Raw genomic sequence first — 15,992 nt, forward strand, 5'->3', positions numbered from 1 at the left:
CCTACGCCGCCGATTCACCGGCCCGGTACCCGATTCCCCTGACGGTGATGACGATCTCGGGACGCTCCGGGTCCTTCTCCACCTTGGCCCGCAGCCGCTGGACGTGCACGTTGACGAGCCGGGTGTCCGCCGCGTTGCGGTAACCCCACACCTCGTCGAGCAGGGCCTCGCGGGTGAACACGTGCGTGGGCCGCTTCGCGAGCGCGAGGAGCAGGTCGAATTCGAGAGGCGTGAGCGGTAGGTGCGTGCCGCCGCGTCGGACCACATGAGACGACACCGAGATGGTGAGATCCCCGATGGAGAGCGCATCGTCGCCCGCGTCGCCGTTGGTGCGCCGGAGCCTGGTGCGGATGCGGGCGATGAGTTCCTTGGACTTGAACGGCTTGGCGACGTAGTCGTCTGCCCCGGCCTCCAGGCCTCCCACCACGTCCGCCGTGTCCGACTTGGCGGTCAGCATGATGATGGGCACCCCCGATTCGGCGCGGATGTCGCGGCAGACCGCAACGCCGTCCCGACCCGGGAGCATGAGGTCCAACAGGACCAGATCGGGGTGGGAGTGCCGGAATTCCTGCACAGCCGCCTCCCCTGTGGTGCAGTGCACCGTGTCGAAGCCTTCCTGCCTCAACACGATCTGCAGCATCTCGGACAGCGCCGCGTCGTCATCGATGACGAGAATGCGGGCTTTGCCCTTGGCGTCGCTCACACCGGCCTCCTTGCGTTCGCGTCCCCATCGTAGCCGCGACAGCGCGGTGCTAGTTGTGGCCGGGTTCGTCGGTCCAGGTGGACCAGCGGCCCGCGGTGCCTCCCATGCGTCGCAGTACCCGCCGCCAGAGTCCCTCGGGGTGACCGAACACGTCCTCCGGGCGCGCCCGGGTGCGGAACCAGGAACCGCGGATGAGTTCGCTCTCGAGCTGGCCCGGCGCCCACCCCGACAGCCCCACGAACAGGCGGAGATGGCTGAACGACGTGTCCATCAACTCGGTGGGAAAGTTGAGATCCACCACCCCGATGTCTCCGACGATCCGCTCCCACCCCGGAGGCGGTGAATCCGGAGTCGCCGGCTCGCCGAGCGCGATGGCCACATCCGGGTTGACTGGGCCGCCCTCGAACACGCGCACGGGGGGGCTCATGTGGTCGCGAAAGCCCTCCTGGATGCTGGAGACCGGCAGGTCCGAGAGGAGGTTCAGACACACGCCGAGGGTGCCTTCGGGGTTGTGCTCGAGCAGCAGGATGACCGAACGGTCGAAGTAGCCCCCGCGGCCCGGCTGCGTGGCGACCAGCAGCTGTCCGACGGCGACCGCTCCAGTGTGCATCACACCGGCCACTGTAATGGCTCAATGACGCCCTTGCGCCCGCCTGCTGATCGCCGGAGTTGTGCATGGTCCACAGCTCAGGGGTGCGACCCTCGCACCGAACTCAACGGGATAATGGCCTGCACCCGAGTGCCGTGCGGCCGCAGCGCGGCGATGGCGAACGTCCCCCCGGCCATGTCGACCCGCTCGCGCATGCCGATGAGTCCCAGGCTACCCGCGGGCCCGCCCGCGGCCCCGTCGAGGCGATTCCTCGCCCGTCGTCGGAGACTGTGAGACGAAGGCTCTCGTCCGCGAAGCACAGGCTCACGGTCGCATGCTTGGCGTGCGCGTGCCGGACGACGTTGTTCAGGGCCTCCTGCGCGATGCGATAGGCGGCGAGCTCCAGGTCCGGGTTCAGACGCCCCGCTTCCCCGGTGACCTCGAGTCTGACGATGGCGTCACTGCGTGAGCGCGTCTCTTCGGTAAGTTGCCGCAGGGCCGAAACGAGGGCGAGGTCGTCGAGGACGGGCGGCCGCAGTCCCTGGATGATCTTGCGGAGTGAGACGGTGGCGTCATCAGCCACGACGGCGGATTGAGCGAGGCGCCGTCGCATCTCGTCGGCCCGCGGTGTCCGTTCGGTCAGGTCGTCGAGGGTGCGCTGCTCCTCCTGACGCCGGTGCTGCTCGGTGATGTCGGTGAGAACGATCTGCACCATCGCCGTACCGTCGGCGTCCTCCAGCCGATGCGCCGTGGGCATGAGCAGGACCTCGCCGTTGCCACCAGTGGTGAGCGTCAGGAACGACCGGTTGCCTTGGAGCAGGACCTCCAGGTCCACACCGAGCAGTTCGGCGACATTTCCCCTTGGTACAACCGTGCCCAGCAGACGCTTCGCCGCCGTGTTGGCCTCGACCAGCCGCCCTGAGAGGTCGCTGATCAGAACGGGCGCGGGCTGGTCCTCGAACAGCGTGTAGTAGCGAGCCTCGGCCCGACGTGCCGACGTGAGTGCCGCCTCGGCGTTCTGGCGAGCGCGCTGCTCCCGCTCCACCCGCTGACCCACGACCACCGCGACCGCGTAAAGCACCACCAGGTACCCGACCTCAACCCACACATGGGCAGCGCTGAACTGGGGACTGAGGAACCAGTGCGGGACCACGAGGGCGGTAGCCCACAGTGCAATGCCGATCCCCCCGCGAACGCCGAAGTTGAGAGCGGCGTACATCACCGGAATGAGCAGGAGCACCGACGTTGTCGGCGACGGGACGCCCGCCACATGGTCCCAGTGCAGGAGGACGAGCACCACGTCGTGCACGATCGCCCAGGTCAAGATTCCGGCCTGAACGATCCAGAACCGCGGATCGCGCACCGGCGGGTGCACCAGGCCGACCGCCAGCCGTCCAGCGGTGGTGGTCGCGGCAGGATCAGCGGGGTTCGTCGACCTTGACCAGCTTGACGGAGATGGCCCGGACCACGGCTTCAGTCCGCGAACCGACGCCCAACTTCACATAGATGCTGTCGCAGTGGCGCTCGACGGTGCGCGCGCTGATGCCGAGCCGCATCGCCACCTGCTTATTGTGTAGTCCCTCGGCCAGCAATTGAAGCACGGCCAACTCGCGGGCTGTGAGCCGTCCGGGCTGGACCTGATCGCGCGTCAGCAACGGCCGGAGCAGCGCTGACCGAAGCACCGTGGCGCCCGCAGCGACCGCCCGGACCGCCTCGACCAGTTCACGACCGGGCGCGGACTTGCTGAGGTACCCGACCGCCCCCGCCTCGAAGGAGCCGCGTACATACTCGTCGTCGTCGTAGGCCGAGACCATGAGCACCCGCACGCCGGGGTGCTGATCGCGGACCCTTCGCGCCGTCTCGATGCCACTGATCCCGGGTAGCCGGATATCGAGGACTACGACGTCGGGTTTCAGCTGAGCGATGAGTGCCAGTGCCGCCTCACCGGTCTCGGCGTCACCGACCACCTCCAGGTCGTCGTGCTCCTCGAGGATGTGGCGCGTGCCCTCGCGATGCAGAGCATGGTCGTCCACAAGGAGAACGCGGATGCTCAGCGGTCCCATACGCCTGACGGTACGCCGACTCTCGGCCCAGGGATGGGGAAAACCACCCATCCCTGTTGTCGCATTTCCTCCACAGATGATGGCGGGAACCGCCGTTGCCCCGGTCCGGCGGAGTGCTCGACCATGGAATCTCCAGGTTGCCGCGGCGCCAGGCCACGGCACCATCACCATTCAACAGGAGGGGTGGTCTCCATGAAAAGACGCACATTGGATCTCATGGTCAGCGGGGGCTTCCTCGCCATGGCCGGTCTTCTGCTGATTCTCGGTCTGGTGCTGGCCAATCGCGCCGACTTCTCCGAAACCTACGTCCACGACCAGCTGGAGGCGCAGAGCGTCACCTTCCCGGCAGCCACGGACCTCGTAGCACAGGAAACGGCCTTCACGGAGGACCGGTCGGGGTGCGTGCTGGACTATGCCGGCCAGGCCGTCACCAGTGGGAAGCAGGCTGAGTGTTTCGCCAACGAGTACCTAGGTGGGCACCTCACCTGGCTGGCCACCCGACTCGGGATGACCCAGGTGGCCTACGTCGACGGCATGAATTACCGCGAGCTCGGCGCGGAGCTGGGAAAGATCAGGGCAGAGATCACCGCGGCGAAGGAAGCGGAAGCCCCCGGCATAGCCGCCCTGGAGCAGAAGCTCGCCGACGTGACGACAGTGCGCCAGAAGATGTTCGAGGGGACCATGCTGAAGGGCGCCCTGCTGACCCCCTACGGCTTCAGCCAACTCGGTGACATTGCCCGGATCGCATCGAACTTCGCCTTCGGCATCGCCGCGCTGCTGTTGATACTGGCGATCGCCGGATTCGTGCACGCGTACCGCACGCCGCCGAGCGTGGCGTTCGCGCCGCCCGAGCAGGACATGTCGACGAAACCCCGCGTGCCGGTTCACGCTTAGCTACGGGCGACACGTGACACCGCCGACCAGGCGGCTGCACATGGCCCCAGGTGCTGATGAACGCGCGCGTCATGCCCACCCCGCCTCGTTCTAGACTCGGACTGTGCGAGTGGTGTTCATGTGCGGTCCGGCCGGGTCCGGCAAGTCCACCGTCGCCCGCCAGTTGGAGGCGGCGGGTATGGCACGACTCTCCTTCGATCAGGAGGCCTGGGACCGCGGCGTGCGCGGGATGCCCTTGCCCGAGTCCGTTCGGGCCGTGATCGACGCTGACTTGCGCACGCGTCTCCTCAAACTCGTCGGCCAGGGCCGTGATGTCGTCCTTGACTTCTCCTTCTGGTCACGGGACATGCGCGACGACTGGCGCCGTCTGCTCGCGCCTTACGGCGTGATTCCCGAGACGCTCTATCTCGCAACAGATCGGGGCACGTGCCTGGAACGTGTGCGGGCCAGAGCGCTGACCCATGGCGATGATTTCGTCCTTCCACCCGCGATCGCAGCTGAGTACTTCGATCACTTCCAGGTCCCCACTCCTGAAGAAGGACCGTTAGCGGTCATCGGGTGAGCGTCACCGCCGTCTGCGGCAGGTGGGTGCGTCCAGCGAACCGGATCGCGGTCCACCATGGGATGGTCGAGCCCGTGAGACTGGAGCCGCCCCGTGCCAACGACCCTTGACCTCGCCTACCCCTTCACCGGCCGGTGGCTGACGCAGAACAGCCCCGCCAACCGGGTCCCAAGCCACGGCACGACGCTGTACGCCTCGTCCTTCGCGATCGACTTCGTCCCGGTGGACGAATCCGGTCGCAGCACGCCGATCACGTTCGCCTCGCTCCTGTACCCCGAACCGGCGGCGCGTTTCCCGGGCTTTGGGCGGCCCGTCCTGGCCCCGGTGGACGGCATCATCGTCGCCGTCCACGACTCCGAACCCGACCATGCGGCCTTCCGAGGCTTGCCATCGCTCCGCTACGCCCTCACCCAAGCACGCAGGGCAACTGCTGGCTGGCCGGCCCTTGCCGGGAACCACGTGATGATCAAGACCAGCGGCGGCCCCGTGGTCGCGTTGTGCCACCTCCAGCAAGACAGCATCCGGGTCGGACTGGGTCAACACGTTGAGGTGGGCCAGGCGTTGGCACGCTGCGGCAATACGGGCAACAGCACCGAGCCGCACCTCCACCTGCAGGCAATCAGCAGTGTCGACGTGATGAGTGCAACCGCGGTGCCCATCGCGTTCTATGGCGGCCTTCCGCGGAACGGCGAGGTAGTCGACGCCCGGTGAACCTCGGTGACTGCGCAAGACCGCGGGCGCTCGGAAGATCGCGTTCAGCTGGGCCACCGGGGGTCAGCCGTTGATGGCGATCCCCGTAACGGGCACACCGGCGCGTTCGTAGACGAGCGACACGGCGCCCTTCGGGAACGCGACCGGCAGCTCAGCGAGACGGAACGCGGCAGGGACCGTGCCGTCGAACAATCGCTTGCCGGTTCCGAACACGACCGGGTACAGGTACAGATTGAGCCGGTCGACGAGATCTGCCGCGAACAGGCTCCGCGCCAGGTTCCCGCTGCCGATCACGTGAATCTCGTTGAAGCGGCCCTTCAAAGCCGCAACCTCGGTCGCAACGTCCGACACCACCGCGGTACCCGCCCACGACGCGTTGGTGAGAGTGCGGGAGGCGACGAACTTAGGCACCGCGTTGAACTTCACCGCCACCGGGTTGTCTCCGCGGTTCGGCCAGTAGCCTGCGAAGATGTCATACGTCGTACGGCCGAGCAGCAGCGCGTCCAGCCGGTCGATGCCGGCCCCGATCATGGCGCCTGACTCGTCGTCGAAGTACGGCGCTTGCCAGCCGCCGTACTCGAAGCCTCCGGAACGATCCTCGTCGGGACCGCCTGGTGCCTGGTAGACGCCGTCGAGGGTGATGAACAGGTCCACCGCCAGAATTCCCATGGTGCGCTCCCTTCCTTAGGCCACCTAACCGCGCCGCACGCGTCAGTCTCGTGTGGCCAGCGTCTGCTCGCGCAGAATCTCCGCGTGCCCGACGTGCTGTGCCGTTTCGCGGATGCAGTGCAGCAGAATCCAGCGCAGCCTCATGGGCCCGAAGCGGTGGCCGGTGACCACTTCGTCCAGTTCGTGGCCCGCGATCGCTTTGCGGGAGCGCCGACAAGCCTCGTCGTAACCACGACGGATCGACTCCACCGAGTCGCGGGGTTCGAGGTGGAAGCTCTCGACGGGAGTGGCCGGAAGCCCGAGATCCGCTCGCGTGGTCCCCGTCAACAGTTCGGTGAACCAGATCGTCTCCACCAGGGTGAGGTGCTTCACCACGCCGAGGACGGTGGTCGCGGACGTGACCAGGGATTGTCGAGCCTCCTCTTCGGTGAGGCCATCCAGAGTCGCGGCCGCAGCGGCGCGGTGCTCGTCGAGGAAGGTGAGTAACATGCTTCGCTCGTCGGCCTCGCACACATCGAACGACGGCGGCAGGGCTGGACGTGTGACGTCGGACATGAGGGCAGCCTACGGATTGGGCAACCTCGCAGCCACTGACCTTCAACACGCGGTGGCCCTGCTCCTCACCCAGATCGTCGATGTTGACACCGCACGCCACGAGGCCAGGCAGCATGAGAAACGTCAGTCCCATGAGCCCCACCCGCGCCCGAGCTCACTGCCAGCCTGCGACCGCACCTGCGCTCGGCATGCCGCCGTGTGAGTTCACGAGCCCCGCCGCATCAAGCCCCTGATGCGGCGAGTAGAACGGCCCTGCCGAGGGGGGCTGAGATAGGCACGGTGTCGACGGTGTCGCGGAGCCTGTAGGTGGTGATGGTGACGAGGCCTTGGCTGAATGGTGTGGTCACGGTGGTGGATGCGGATCCTTGCAGCCATCCGTTGAAGAGGCCGGAAGCCACGGTTGCGGGGCGGATCGCGTTGGGTATGCCGCTGATGACGAGATCGCCGAGGATGTCTTCGAACGCGATGCCGAGGATGGTGTCACCGGGGATGTCGGCGAAGGGTCCGGTCCGGTCGAGCCAGTCTGTTCGGGGTACCCAGTCGCCGTCGCCGGAGCGTGATCGGAGGCTGGCGAAGGTGAGCAGTTTGAACCCTGTTCCGAGCGCTTCCGGGTCTTCGGCGAGGATGAGGACCCTGCCGCCGTTTCGCGCGTACCGCTGGGCGTCGTCGTCGAACAGCCTGGTGGCCCAGACCACGCCAGGGGTCGGGGACGACAGGTCCAGCATCGTCGCGTCGATCGTCTCCAGCCCCAACGCGCCTGCCCAGAGCGCCAGCGCCGGATCTGTTGTTGCGACCATGGGCCAGTCATGCGCTTCGGCGGCTGCGGAGGTGACGACGAGGTCGGCCTCATCGCGGGCGATGAGAGTGTCGTCCTCGTAGAGTTCGGCGATCAGTGTGTAGGCACCGGGCAGCGCGGGTGCCGTGACGACGAGGTCGTGGGTGGTCCAATCTATGGGGTCGCCGGGTAGGACCGCCAGAAGGGTGCCGTCGAGTGTGACGCGCACCTCACCAGCCTGCGGGCCTCGGGGTTGGCCGGTGCGGGCGGGTGTGACTGTGACGGTGCAGGGGATGTGTTCTCCGGTGGTCAGGGAGTAGCGTTGCGGGCGAAGCGCGACCGCGCGCGGCCCGTTGCAGAGCGCGTACTCGGCGGTGAACTGTTTGGGTGTGCGGTTCATGTCGAAGAGGCCGTTGGCCTCCCATTGGACGTCGCTGAGTTCGGTCAGAACGTATCCGCTGATGGAGTGTTTGGCCCGGATGCTGGTGGTCTGGTAGCGGTTCGAGATGGACTGGGCCTTCTGCAGCGCCGTGACGAGCCTGTCCCAGGAGCCGAAGACCTGATCCAGTCCCAGGCGGTGGAAGCGTTGCTCGAGTCCAGTTCCTTCGCCGGCGCCGTAGGCCCAGTCCGCGCCGAGTGCGAACCACCAGGGTTCATGGCCGTCTTCGTATTGGTCGAGCACGTGGGGTAGGCCCCAGTTGCCGAATTCGGACAGCACGAGCGGCTCGCGTCCGCTGCGGATGGCGTCACCGTGGGGAGACCAGCTCCAGTCGGGTCGGGAGGCGAACTCGTCGAGGATGGAGTCCCACTCGCGTCGCGACTCGGGGATGCCGCGGTAGATGTGGTAGTCGTCGAGGTCGCTCTCGAGGTGGAAGTTGGGGAAGCAGGCGGAGTTGTCCACGATCAGGGATCCAGGTGTGGCGGCGCGGACGGCGCGGAAGGTGTCGTTGAGCCAGGCGCGTTGCCTGGCGCTGGCCATGTCGAGTCCCCAGGCTTCGTTGATCACGGTCCAGATCACGATGCTCGGGTGGTGCCCATCCAGCGCGATGAGGCGGTGGAGGAGGTCCGCCCCCTCGCTGGCACCCTCAGGGGTCCAGGTGAGCCAGCTGGGCAGCTCGGTCCAGACGAGCATGCCCAGCCGATCGGCGATGTCGTAGTAGCTGGGGTGGGGGCGTTTGATATGGACGCGCAACATGTTGAACCCCAGGTCCCTGGCCTGGATGAGGAACGCTTCCCATTCCTCGACGCTGGCGGGAATCGTCGAAGAACCCGGGTGGTAGTCCTGGTCAAGCACCGCCCTCAGCTCGAGCCGGTGCCCGTTGAAGTAGATCTCGCCGTCGCGTGCCTCGATGGTCCGGAAACCCGTGCTGAGCTGTTGGCTGTCGGCAACGCCGTCTCGCTCCAGGTGGGCCGTGACCTGGTACAGCTGGGGGTCTCCGATCCCCCACAGCTTGGCGTCGGGTACGGCCACCTCAACGTCGATCTCCTCGCCGGCGACCGGTACCTCACGGCGGGCCACCTCATGGCCGTCGTGTTCGACGACCACGGTGACAGCGGCGCCATCGAAGGGGCCGGCCACCTGCGCGGTCACCCGGATGCGTGCACTTCCTGCGTCGGCGACGACCCTGACGTCCTGGAGGTGGGTGGTGGGTCGATGTTCGAGGCGCACGGATTGCCAGATCCCGGCTGTGGTGCCGTACCAGGTCTGCTTGCCATGCGAGATCTCGAGCTGTCCGGGGCCCTCGGCGGACCCGAGTCTGGGTGGGTAGCGCACCTCAACGGTGAGCCGGTTCTCGCCGGATTGAAGGACGTGGGCGACGTCGAACTCGAAGGGTTCCCAGGCGCCGCGGTGGCGACCCACCACCACTCCGTTGAGTGACACGATGGCTTCATGGTTAACGCCGTTGAAGACAAGGAAGGAGGTGTCGCGCGTGCCCGGTTCCACCACGAATCGACGGCTGTACCTGACCGAGTCGTGCGAGTCGCCGTACCCGGGGACTTGGGTGGTCCATGGGCCAGGGACCTGGACCACGCTGGTCAGCTTGGGCAGGTTGTGGCCGAGGATCTCGAGGGTCCAGGGCCCGTCGAGGCTGACGGTGGGTCGGGCGACGCGCGACATTGCTTCTTCCTTCTATCGTCGGGGTGCGGTGCTCAGCTGAGGGCTTGCTCGACGCGCTGCTGGCCTTCTGACAGGGCCGCGTCGATGTCCTTGTTGTTGAACCAGACCTCTTCGAGCTGGGAGTGGATGAGCTCCTTGATGGCGGTCCAGTTCTCCGTCTGGGGCACGAAGCGAATGTTGTTGAGCGCGGTCTCGGTGTAGAACTCGCGGTTGGGTGCCGACTGGTACTCCTCCGATTCGATCACAGAGACCCGCGGGGCGATGTGGCCAGTGGCGATAGCCCACACGTTGGTGTTGTCGTAGAGGAACTTGGCGAACTCCAGGGCTGCGCGGTACTTGACCGGGTCGTTGTCGCTCTGGGTGGGCAGCACCCACATGTGCGAGGACGCCCACACGGCCGGGGTGTCGAAGATGGTCGGGAAGTCGGTCACCGCGTAGCCGAACTCGGTCGTGGCGGCGTACTCGTTGACCACCCAGGTGCCGTTGACCAGGATCGCGGACTTCTCGTTCTTCCACTCATCGATCGAGCCCGAGTAGTCGGCGGCCGTGTGGATGTATCCGGCCTCGATCAACTCGTTCATCAGGGCCAGCGCCTCCTTCGCGGCATCCGAGTCGATCTGCGCCGTGCCGTCGTCGGTGATCAGCGCCGAGTCCTGCTGGGCGACCAGCGAGTAGAACACACGCCAGGCCATGTCGTCGTTGGCGACCCCCATCGACATCAGGTACTTCCCCGTCTTGTCCTTGACCGCCTTGCCCATCTCGAGCAGTTCCTCGCGGGAGGTCGGCATCACGGGGCGGCCGTCGGCGCCCACGTATCCGGCCTCTTCGAGGACGTCGGTGTTGACGTGGGCCAGGATGGCGTGGGAGTCGAAGGGGACGGCGTAAGTCGTGCCGTCCCACTGCACGCTGGCTTGCGCCTGCTCCGTAGCGTCGTCGAGGTCGATTCCCGCGCCAGTGGCATCAAACCCGAGGAGTTGACCGCGCTTGGCGTAGTCACCGAGCGCGTAGTCGTGGAGATTGGCGATGTCGGCGGGATCGCCGCCGGCGACCGAGGCGTTGAATGCGTCGTAGTACGAGTTCCAATCCGCGCCGCCGAGTCGCTCGACGGTGATGCCGTACTCGTTCTCGGCGTTGAACTGGTTGGTGAGGATCTGGATGGCCTCACACTCCGAGCCCGCCTTCGACGGATCGGTGACGCCCGAGGTGGCTTCCTCACAGTCGCCGAACATCCGCGACATGGTGATGGTGGTGCCGTCGAGCTGCTCAGGGGTCACGGCACTGATCTGCGCTGTGAGGTCGCCGGCCTCTGGGTCGGGTGTGGTGCCTGTGCCGGTACCACACCCGGACAACAGGAGTCCGGCGCTAAGGGCCAGCGGGAGGATGGACAGGACGCGCTTCTTCATGGGTTTCTCCTTCTACGGTGAAGCGGGGTGAGATGGGTTTGGTTACTTGCCGCCGGACGTCATGCCGATCCCACGGATCAGATGACGCTGGAAGACGATGAAGATGATGAGCAGGGGTAGGGAGCCGATCAGGCCCCGGGCCATCAGGCTGCCGAGTTCTGTGGCTTGGGCGAAGTTGCCCTGGAGTGAGGCCAGTCCGGTGGTGATGGTGAACATCTCCGCCTTCGTCGCCGACACCAGAGGCCAGAGGTAGTCGTTCCACGTCTGAACGAAGGTGAAAATGCCCAGCGACACCATCCCGGGTCGCGCCAGCGGCAGCATGATGAGGAAGAAGGTCTTCCATGGGCCGGCCCCATCCACGCGAGCGGCCTCCTCGACCTCCAAGGGGATCTTGGCGTAGAACTGGGTCATCAGGAAAACGCCGAGCGGGGCGGCGATGCGGGGCATCACCAGCGCCTGATAGGTGTTGTGCATCTGCCAGTCCGCGACCATCGTGAACAGGGGGATGAACATCGCCTCCTTGGGGATCATCAGCCCGGCCAGGACGCTGGCGTAGATGATCTTCTTGCCGCGGAAGTCGATCCGGGCGAAGGCATAGCCCGCCATGGCACACAGAAGCACCGTCGCGAGAGTGGTGAGGATCGACACCACCGCGCTGTTCAGGAACCAGCGGCTGGTCAGACCGACCGAAAAGACTCCCAGCAGGTTGTCCAAGGTGAAGTCGAGGGGCAGCAGGCTCGTCGTGTTCGTGGTCAGCGCTGCATTGTCGCTGAGCGCCAGCGACACCATCCAAATCATCGGGATCAGCCAGACCAGGACGGCGACCACCATCGCCACGTGATAGGCGGCCGTGCCGAAGATTCGCTTCCGCTCGCGGGGGCGGGACTCTCGGGTCAGGGTTGAGGTACTCACAGCGTGTCGTCCTTTCCGAGGAACCGCATTTGCACGACGGACACGATCAGCATCACGACGAAAAGGAACAGCGACATGGCCGAGGCGTAGCCGAGATCGAAGTCACGGAAGCCGGTTGTGTAGATATGCCGGATCACCACTTCGGTGGACGTTCCCGGGCCGCCGCCGGTCATGATGTTGACCTGCCCGAAGACCTGGAACGACGCGATGGCTTGCATCACCATCACCAGCAGCACGACGTGGCGGATACCCGGCAGGGTCACGTGCACGAACTTGCGCCACGGCCCTGCCCCATCCAGCGACGCAGCCTCGTACAGGGACCTGTCGACATCCTGGAGTCCGGCGGTGAAGAGGACCAGGTTGAAACCCACGGTCCACCACACCGTGGTCAGGATGATCGCTGGCATCGCCAGCTCGGGATCCGCTAGCCAGGACAACGGGTCGATCCCTACATAACCCAGCAGTCGTTGCAGGAGCCCCTGATTAGGCGAGAGGAAGTAGGCCCAGATCAACGTGATCACCGACACCGGCAGGATGTAAGGCAGGAAGAACGCGGCCTGATACCAGGCCGACCCCCGACGCCTGCCCTGCAGCGCCAGAGCCATCACCAGGCCCAGGATCGCGATGATCGGTGTCGAGACGGCGGTGAACCACAACGTGTTCTTCAACGCAGTCCAGAAGACCGGATCGTTCCAGAAACCGGCCTCCCCCGGATGGAAGCCCAGCAGGCCCGCCAACGCCACTATCCCTAGCACTCCCACCACGCGCCACACGGTGAGCGACCTGCGCCGGATCGGCCCCATGAGCAGCATCACCGCCGCGAGCACCAGTGCGAGCCGGGCCCAGAACAGGTGGAGCATCGACCACTCGATGTTCACCCCGCCGAGCATCCGCACGTAATTGTCCACGCCGATGAAGTCCCGCGCCGAGCCCAGCAGGTCCCAGTCGAAGAAACTCATCTGTACTGCCTGGACGACGGGGTAGATCACGAAGATCAGATACAGCGCGAGGAACGGCGCTGTGAACGCCAACCCGTGCCGCAACCCAACCTTGACCGACCGTCGCTTCCGCCCTGCGGGGGCCGATCTGACCGCTGTCGCGGCTGTCGTCGTCGACATGCACACCTCCAAGTCACCTTTTTGCCACGTTGCAAACACTTTAGTGATAGTCTGCGCCTGCAACGTGGCAAAAGTCAAGTGCAGAGGAAAATATGACTGCGAATATCCACGACGTGGCCCAGCTCGCCGGCGTGTCCCCCCGTACCGTCTCCAACGTCGTCAACGACTATGTGCACGTCAAACCAGAAACCCGCGCCCGCGTCCAAGCAGCCATCAAGGAACTGAGATACCGCCCAAACCTGTCCGCCCGCAGGCTCCGCCAAGGCCGCACCAACATCCTCGGCTTCGCCGTGCCCGAACTCTCACAGCCCTACTTCGCTGAACTGTCCGAGCTGGTGGAGCGCTCCGCGCAGACACACGGCTACACCGTGATGGCACGCCAAACCGGCGGCTCGCTCGCCGGCGAAACGCGCGCGCTGCAGGACTTCACCGCACACATGGTCGACGGACTCATCTTCTCCCCCATGACCATGGTCAACGACGACCTCATCGCGACCCCGCCCGAAGTGCCGACCATCCTCATCGGCGAACAGATCTCCCACTCACAGTGGCCGGCACTGGCCATCGACAACCGCGCGGCCGCCAGAGACGTCACCCGCCACCTGCTCGACCAAGGCAATCGCCGAATCGCCGCGCTCGGCGCCTACCACAACGCGGACTACCGCAGCTCCAGCCAGCGGCTGGAGGGCTACCGGGAAGCCATGGCCGAGGCCGGAATCGCCGTCGATGAGCAACTCATGATCTACACAGATTCGTTCAGCCGGGAGGCTGGGCGCACAGGCGTGAGCCAGGCCCTCGCCTCCGGCCTGAGTTTCGACGCGATCTTCTGCTTCACCGACCTACTCGCATTCGGCGCCCTTCGCGCCCTCGCCGACGCCGGCCGACACACCCCACAAGACGTGGCCATCGCCTCCATCGACAACATTGAAGAGGCAGCCTATTCCGTTCCATCCCTGACCACGATCGCCCCGGACAAAGAAGCCATCGCAGGCGGTGCCGTCAGCACGCTCCTCGACCTCATCGCTGGCGACGAGGACGCCTCCATGGACGACGAGGTGGCATACAAGCTCGTGATTCGAGAGAGTTCACGCCGAGCCAGCATCACGTGACCCGGACGGCGGGACTCATGGTCGGCCTGAGTCGTGACCACCGGTACTCCGAGATCGGCCACCATCTTCTCAACGTCCTCCTAATGAGAAGATCACAGCTCGCGATTCTCATTAGTTAGCCACTGTTCAGAAAGTGGATGCGTCCACCTTCACTAGCGCCTGACATCTTGCGCAGGGATCAGGTCAAATCCGATGCCGGGGATGAGGGCCGATCGGGTAAACACTTCTGACAAGGAAAAAGGGGCCGTCAGCGAACTGACGGCCCCAGGGGGTGGAGGTGGCGGGAATTGAACCCGCGTCCTCGAGAGATGAACCAGGGCTTCTCCGGGTGCAGCTGACAGATCGTTCTACTCGGCTCTTGCACTCACGTCAGCATGTCGCAAACGAGCCCAGTGGCAGTGAAGTCCCGAACCACCCCTGACACACAGGTGGTTCAGCAAGCCCTCTAGATGAGGCCAGTAACCGGACCGAAGGCTCGTCCGGGCTGACCCTTCGGTCGCTGATCAGGCAGCGAGAACGAAGCGTGCTTGACTGTTGTCGGCACTTATTGGTTTCCATGCGTCGTTTACGAGATAAGCATGGATCCTCGACCCGCTTCCCCTGGAACTACCGTCCCAAGTCGAAACCAGTCACCCCCCTGTTGAGTTGTACGTCACCCATTGTAGCGCGTGCGCGGCAACTGTCCGCGCGGCGCCGTCGGCTTGGCCAGCAGGACCCGCTCGAACCGGCCAGTGCCCGATTGTCCGTTGAACGCCCTGACCGTTGCCGCGAGGGTCGCGGCGAACCAGGCCAACCACACCAGGCCCATCAGGCCCTCGAACCCGAGGACCAGACCGATCACCAGGGCGGCGAACCCTGCCACCATCATGGTCACCTGCAGGCTGAGCGCCCTCGCCGCCTCCCACCACACCCGCGAGCCCGGCGTGGCCACGGCCTTGACGACGGCGGGGCCGACGAAGGAGGTGAACAGCCCTGACAGCTGCACGAGGCCTGCTCCCACGTTGTCCACCGGCGACGGCTGCCCTGGTGCTGCCGGGCGCAGCGGCGCCGGGGCGATCCGGGCCAGGCCAGCGAGCGAGCGGTTGAGCTCCGCCCGGTCCCTGGCTCCGAGGGCCTGATCGAGACGGCGGTCCAGCTCCCGTTCGTCGAGCTGCCCCTGCGCGTAGCACGCCTGGAGGTGGGCGACGGCGCGGTCGCGCGCTGCCTCGGTGACGTGGGTGGTGGGGTGCTGCGGGAAAGCGCTCATGCGTCAAGTGTGCCGCCAAGAGGACCGCCGCCACACCGGGAGAATCCCTGATCGGACCCCGGTTCAGCCCCGGTTGTAGCGGTTCCGGGAGGCCAGGGCCCGTTCTGCCTCACGCTTGGCGTCGCGCTCCGCCAGCGCCTGGCGCTTGTCCCAGTCCTTCTTGCCGGTCGCGACGGCGATCTCCACCTTGGCGTACCCGTCATTGAAGTAGAGGGCCAGGGGAACCAGCGTCTTACCTGAGCCGTCGAGCTGCCGGGAGATCTTGGCGATCTCCTTGCGGTGCAGCAGCAGCTTGCGGGTGCGGCGGGCCGAGTGGTTGCGCCACGTCCCGAACTCGTACTCGGGGATGTGGGCGTTGATCAACCAGGCCTCGCCGTTGTCGTCGACGGTGGCGTACGCGTCCAGGAGCGTGGCGCGCCCGGCACGCAACGTCTTGACCTCGGTGCCGGTCAGCACGAGGCCGGCCTCGAACACGTCACCGATGAGGTAATCGTGCCGGGCCTTCTTGTTCTGCGCGATCAGCTTGCGTCCGGTCTCCCTGGGCATTCGCCCAGTATGACACGC

At 65.8% G+C, this 15,992-nt stretch carries 16 protein-coding genes and 1 other RNA gene; 4 read left to right on the forward strand and 13 right to left on the reverse strand.

All coding sequences use genetic code 11. The features are described 5' to 3' along the window. Nucleotide 1: 1 nt before the first annotated feature. The 4 genes from mtrA to ACX1D0_RS05395 form a co-directional block, all read right to left on the reverse strand. Nucleotides 2-703, reverse strand: a complete 702-nt coding sequence (gene mtrA / locus ACX1D0_RS05380; RefSeq protein WP_459019856.1) for an MtrAB system response regulator MtrA — start codon at nucleotides 701-703, stop codon at nucleotides 2-4. Nucleotides 704-752: 49 nt separating this feature from the next. Next, the gene (locus tag ACX1D0_RS05385) at nucleotides 753-1,313 is read right to left on the reverse strand and encodes a YqgE/AlgH family protein (RefSeq protein WP_459020392.1); all 561 of its coding nucleotides are present in this window, start codon (nucleotides 1,311-1,313) and stop codon (nucleotides 753-755) included. 103 nt (nucleotides 1,314-1,416) lie between these two features. Beyond that, nucleotides 1,417-2,616, reverse strand: a complete 1,200-nt coding sequence (locus ACX1D0_RS05390) for a sensor histidine kinase (protein WP_459019857.1) — start codon at nucleotides 2,614-2,616, stop codon at nucleotides 1,417-1,419. Between the two features lie 94 nt (nucleotides 2,617-2,710). After that, entirely contained in the window at nucleotides 2,711-3,355 is a 645-nt protein-coding gene (locus ACX1D0_RS05395; protein ID WP_459019858.1) for a response regulator transcription factor, read from the reverse strand. 192 nt (nucleotides 3,356-3,547) lie between these two features. Here ACX1D0_RS05395 and ACX1D0_RS05400 point away from each other — a divergent pair, with 192 nt between their 5' ends. From ACX1D0_RS05400 to ACX1D0_RS05410, 3 genes are all read left to right on the forward strand, one after another. Further along, nucleotides 3,548-4,249 carry a hypothetical protein gene (locus tag ACX1D0_RS05400; RefSeq protein WP_459019859.1) on the forward strand — a complete coding sequence of 234 codons (702 nt, stop codon included), beginning with the start codon at nucleotides 3,548-3,550 and terminating at the stop codon, nucleotides 4,247-4,249. Between the two features lie 103 nt (nucleotides 4,250-4,352). Beyond that, the gene (locus tag ACX1D0_RS05405) at nucleotides 4,353-4,811 is read left to right on the forward strand and encodes a P-loop nucleotide/nucleoside kinase family protein (protein ID WP_459019860.1); all 459 of its coding nucleotides are present in this window, start codon (nucleotides 4,353-4,355) and stop codon (nucleotides 4,809-4,811) included. Between the two features lie 93 nt (nucleotides 4,812-4,904). Continuing rightward, nucleotides 4,905-5,522: a M23 family metallopeptidase gene (locus ACX1D0_RS05410; RefSeq protein WP_459019861.1), complete on the forward strand. Its 618-nt coding sequence runs from the start codon at nucleotides 4,905-4,907 to the stop codon at nucleotides 5,520-5,522. 63 nt (nucleotides 5,523-5,585) lie between these two features. Here ACX1D0_RS05410 and ACX1D0_RS05415 read toward each other — a convergent pair whose 3' ends face one another. From ACX1D0_RS05415 to ACX1D0_RS05440, 6 genes are all read right to left on the reverse strand, one after another. Then, nucleotides 5,586-6,191: a dihydrofolate reductase family protein gene (locus ACX1D0_RS05415; RefSeq protein WP_459019862.1), complete on the reverse strand. Its 606-nt coding sequence runs from the start codon at nucleotides 6,189-6,191 to the stop codon at nucleotides 5,586-5,588. Nucleotides 6,192-6,233: 42 nt separating this feature from the next. Beyond that, on the reverse strand, nucleotides 6,234-6,746 hold the full coding sequence (locus tag ACX1D0_RS05420; protein ID WP_459019863.1) for a DinB family protein: 513 nt from the start codon (nucleotides 6,744-6,746) through the stop codon (nucleotides 6,234-6,236). Nucleotides 6,747-6,967: 221 nt separating this feature from the next. Continuing rightward, nucleotides 6,968-9,640, reverse strand: a complete 2,673-nt coding sequence (locus tag ACX1D0_RS05425) for a glycoside hydrolase family 2 protein (protein ID WP_459019864.1) — start codon at nucleotides 9,638-9,640, stop codon at nucleotides 6,968-6,970. Nucleotides 9,641-9,672: 32 nt separating this feature from the next. Then, nucleotides 9,673-11,043: a type 2 periplasmic-binding domain-containing protein gene (locus ACX1D0_RS05430; protein WP_459019865.1), complete on the reverse strand. Its 1,371-nt coding sequence runs from the start codon at nucleotides 11,041-11,043 to the stop codon at nucleotides 9,673-9,675. A gap of 42 nt (nucleotides 11,044-11,085) precedes the next feature. Continuing rightward, nucleotides 11,086-11,955 (reverse strand): carbohydrate ABC transporter permease, encoded by an 870-nt coding sequence (locus tag ACX1D0_RS05435; protein WP_459019866.1) that lies wholly within the window; start codon nucleotides 11,953-11,955, stop codon nucleotides 11,086-11,088. Beyond that, nucleotides 11,952-13,151, reverse strand: coding sequence for a carbohydrate ABC transporter permease (locus tag ACX1D0_RS05440; protein WP_459019867.1), 1,200 nt, complete (start codon nucleotides 13,149-13,151; stop codon nucleotides 11,952-11,954). The genes ACX1D0_RS05435 and ACX1D0_RS05440 overlap by 4 nt, the downstream gene beginning before the upstream one ends. A gap of 14 nt (nucleotides 13,152-13,165) precedes the next feature. Between ACX1D0_RS05440 and ACX1D0_RS05445 the strand changes: the two genes are divergently transcribed. Next, complete coding sequence (locus ACX1D0_RS05445) at nucleotides 13,166-14,182, forward strand: LacI family DNA-binding transcriptional regulator (RefSeq protein WP_459019868.1); 1,017 nt, start codon at nucleotides 13,166-13,168, stop codon at nucleotides 14,180-14,182. A 269-nt stretch (nucleotides 14,183-14,451) separates the two neighbouring features. On the opposite strand, the gene ssrA is transcribed toward ACX1D0_RS05445, so the two are convergent. The 3 genes from ssrA to smpB form a co-directional block, all read right to left on the reverse strand. Beyond that, nucleotides 14,452-14,819, reverse strand: a transfer-messenger RNA (tmRNA) gene (ssrA, locus tag ACX1D0_RS05450). Nucleotides 14,820-14,834: 15 nt separating this feature from the next. Beyond that, entirely contained in the window at nucleotides 14,835-15,428 is a 594-nt protein-coding gene (locus ACX1D0_RS05455; protein ID WP_459019869.1) for a DUF1707 domain-containing protein, read from the reverse strand. A 63-nt stretch (nucleotides 15,429-15,491) separates the two neighbouring features. Continuing rightward, the gene (smpB, locus tag ACX1D0_RS05460) at nucleotides 15,492-15,974 is read right to left on the reverse strand and encodes an SsrA-binding protein SmpB (protein WP_459019870.1); all 483 of its coding nucleotides are present in this window, start codon (nucleotides 15,972-15,974) and stop codon (nucleotides 15,492-15,494) included. Nucleotides 15,975-15,992 lie beyond the last annotated feature (18 nt).

Source organism: Tessaracoccus pujii (genome assembly GCF_054483895.1).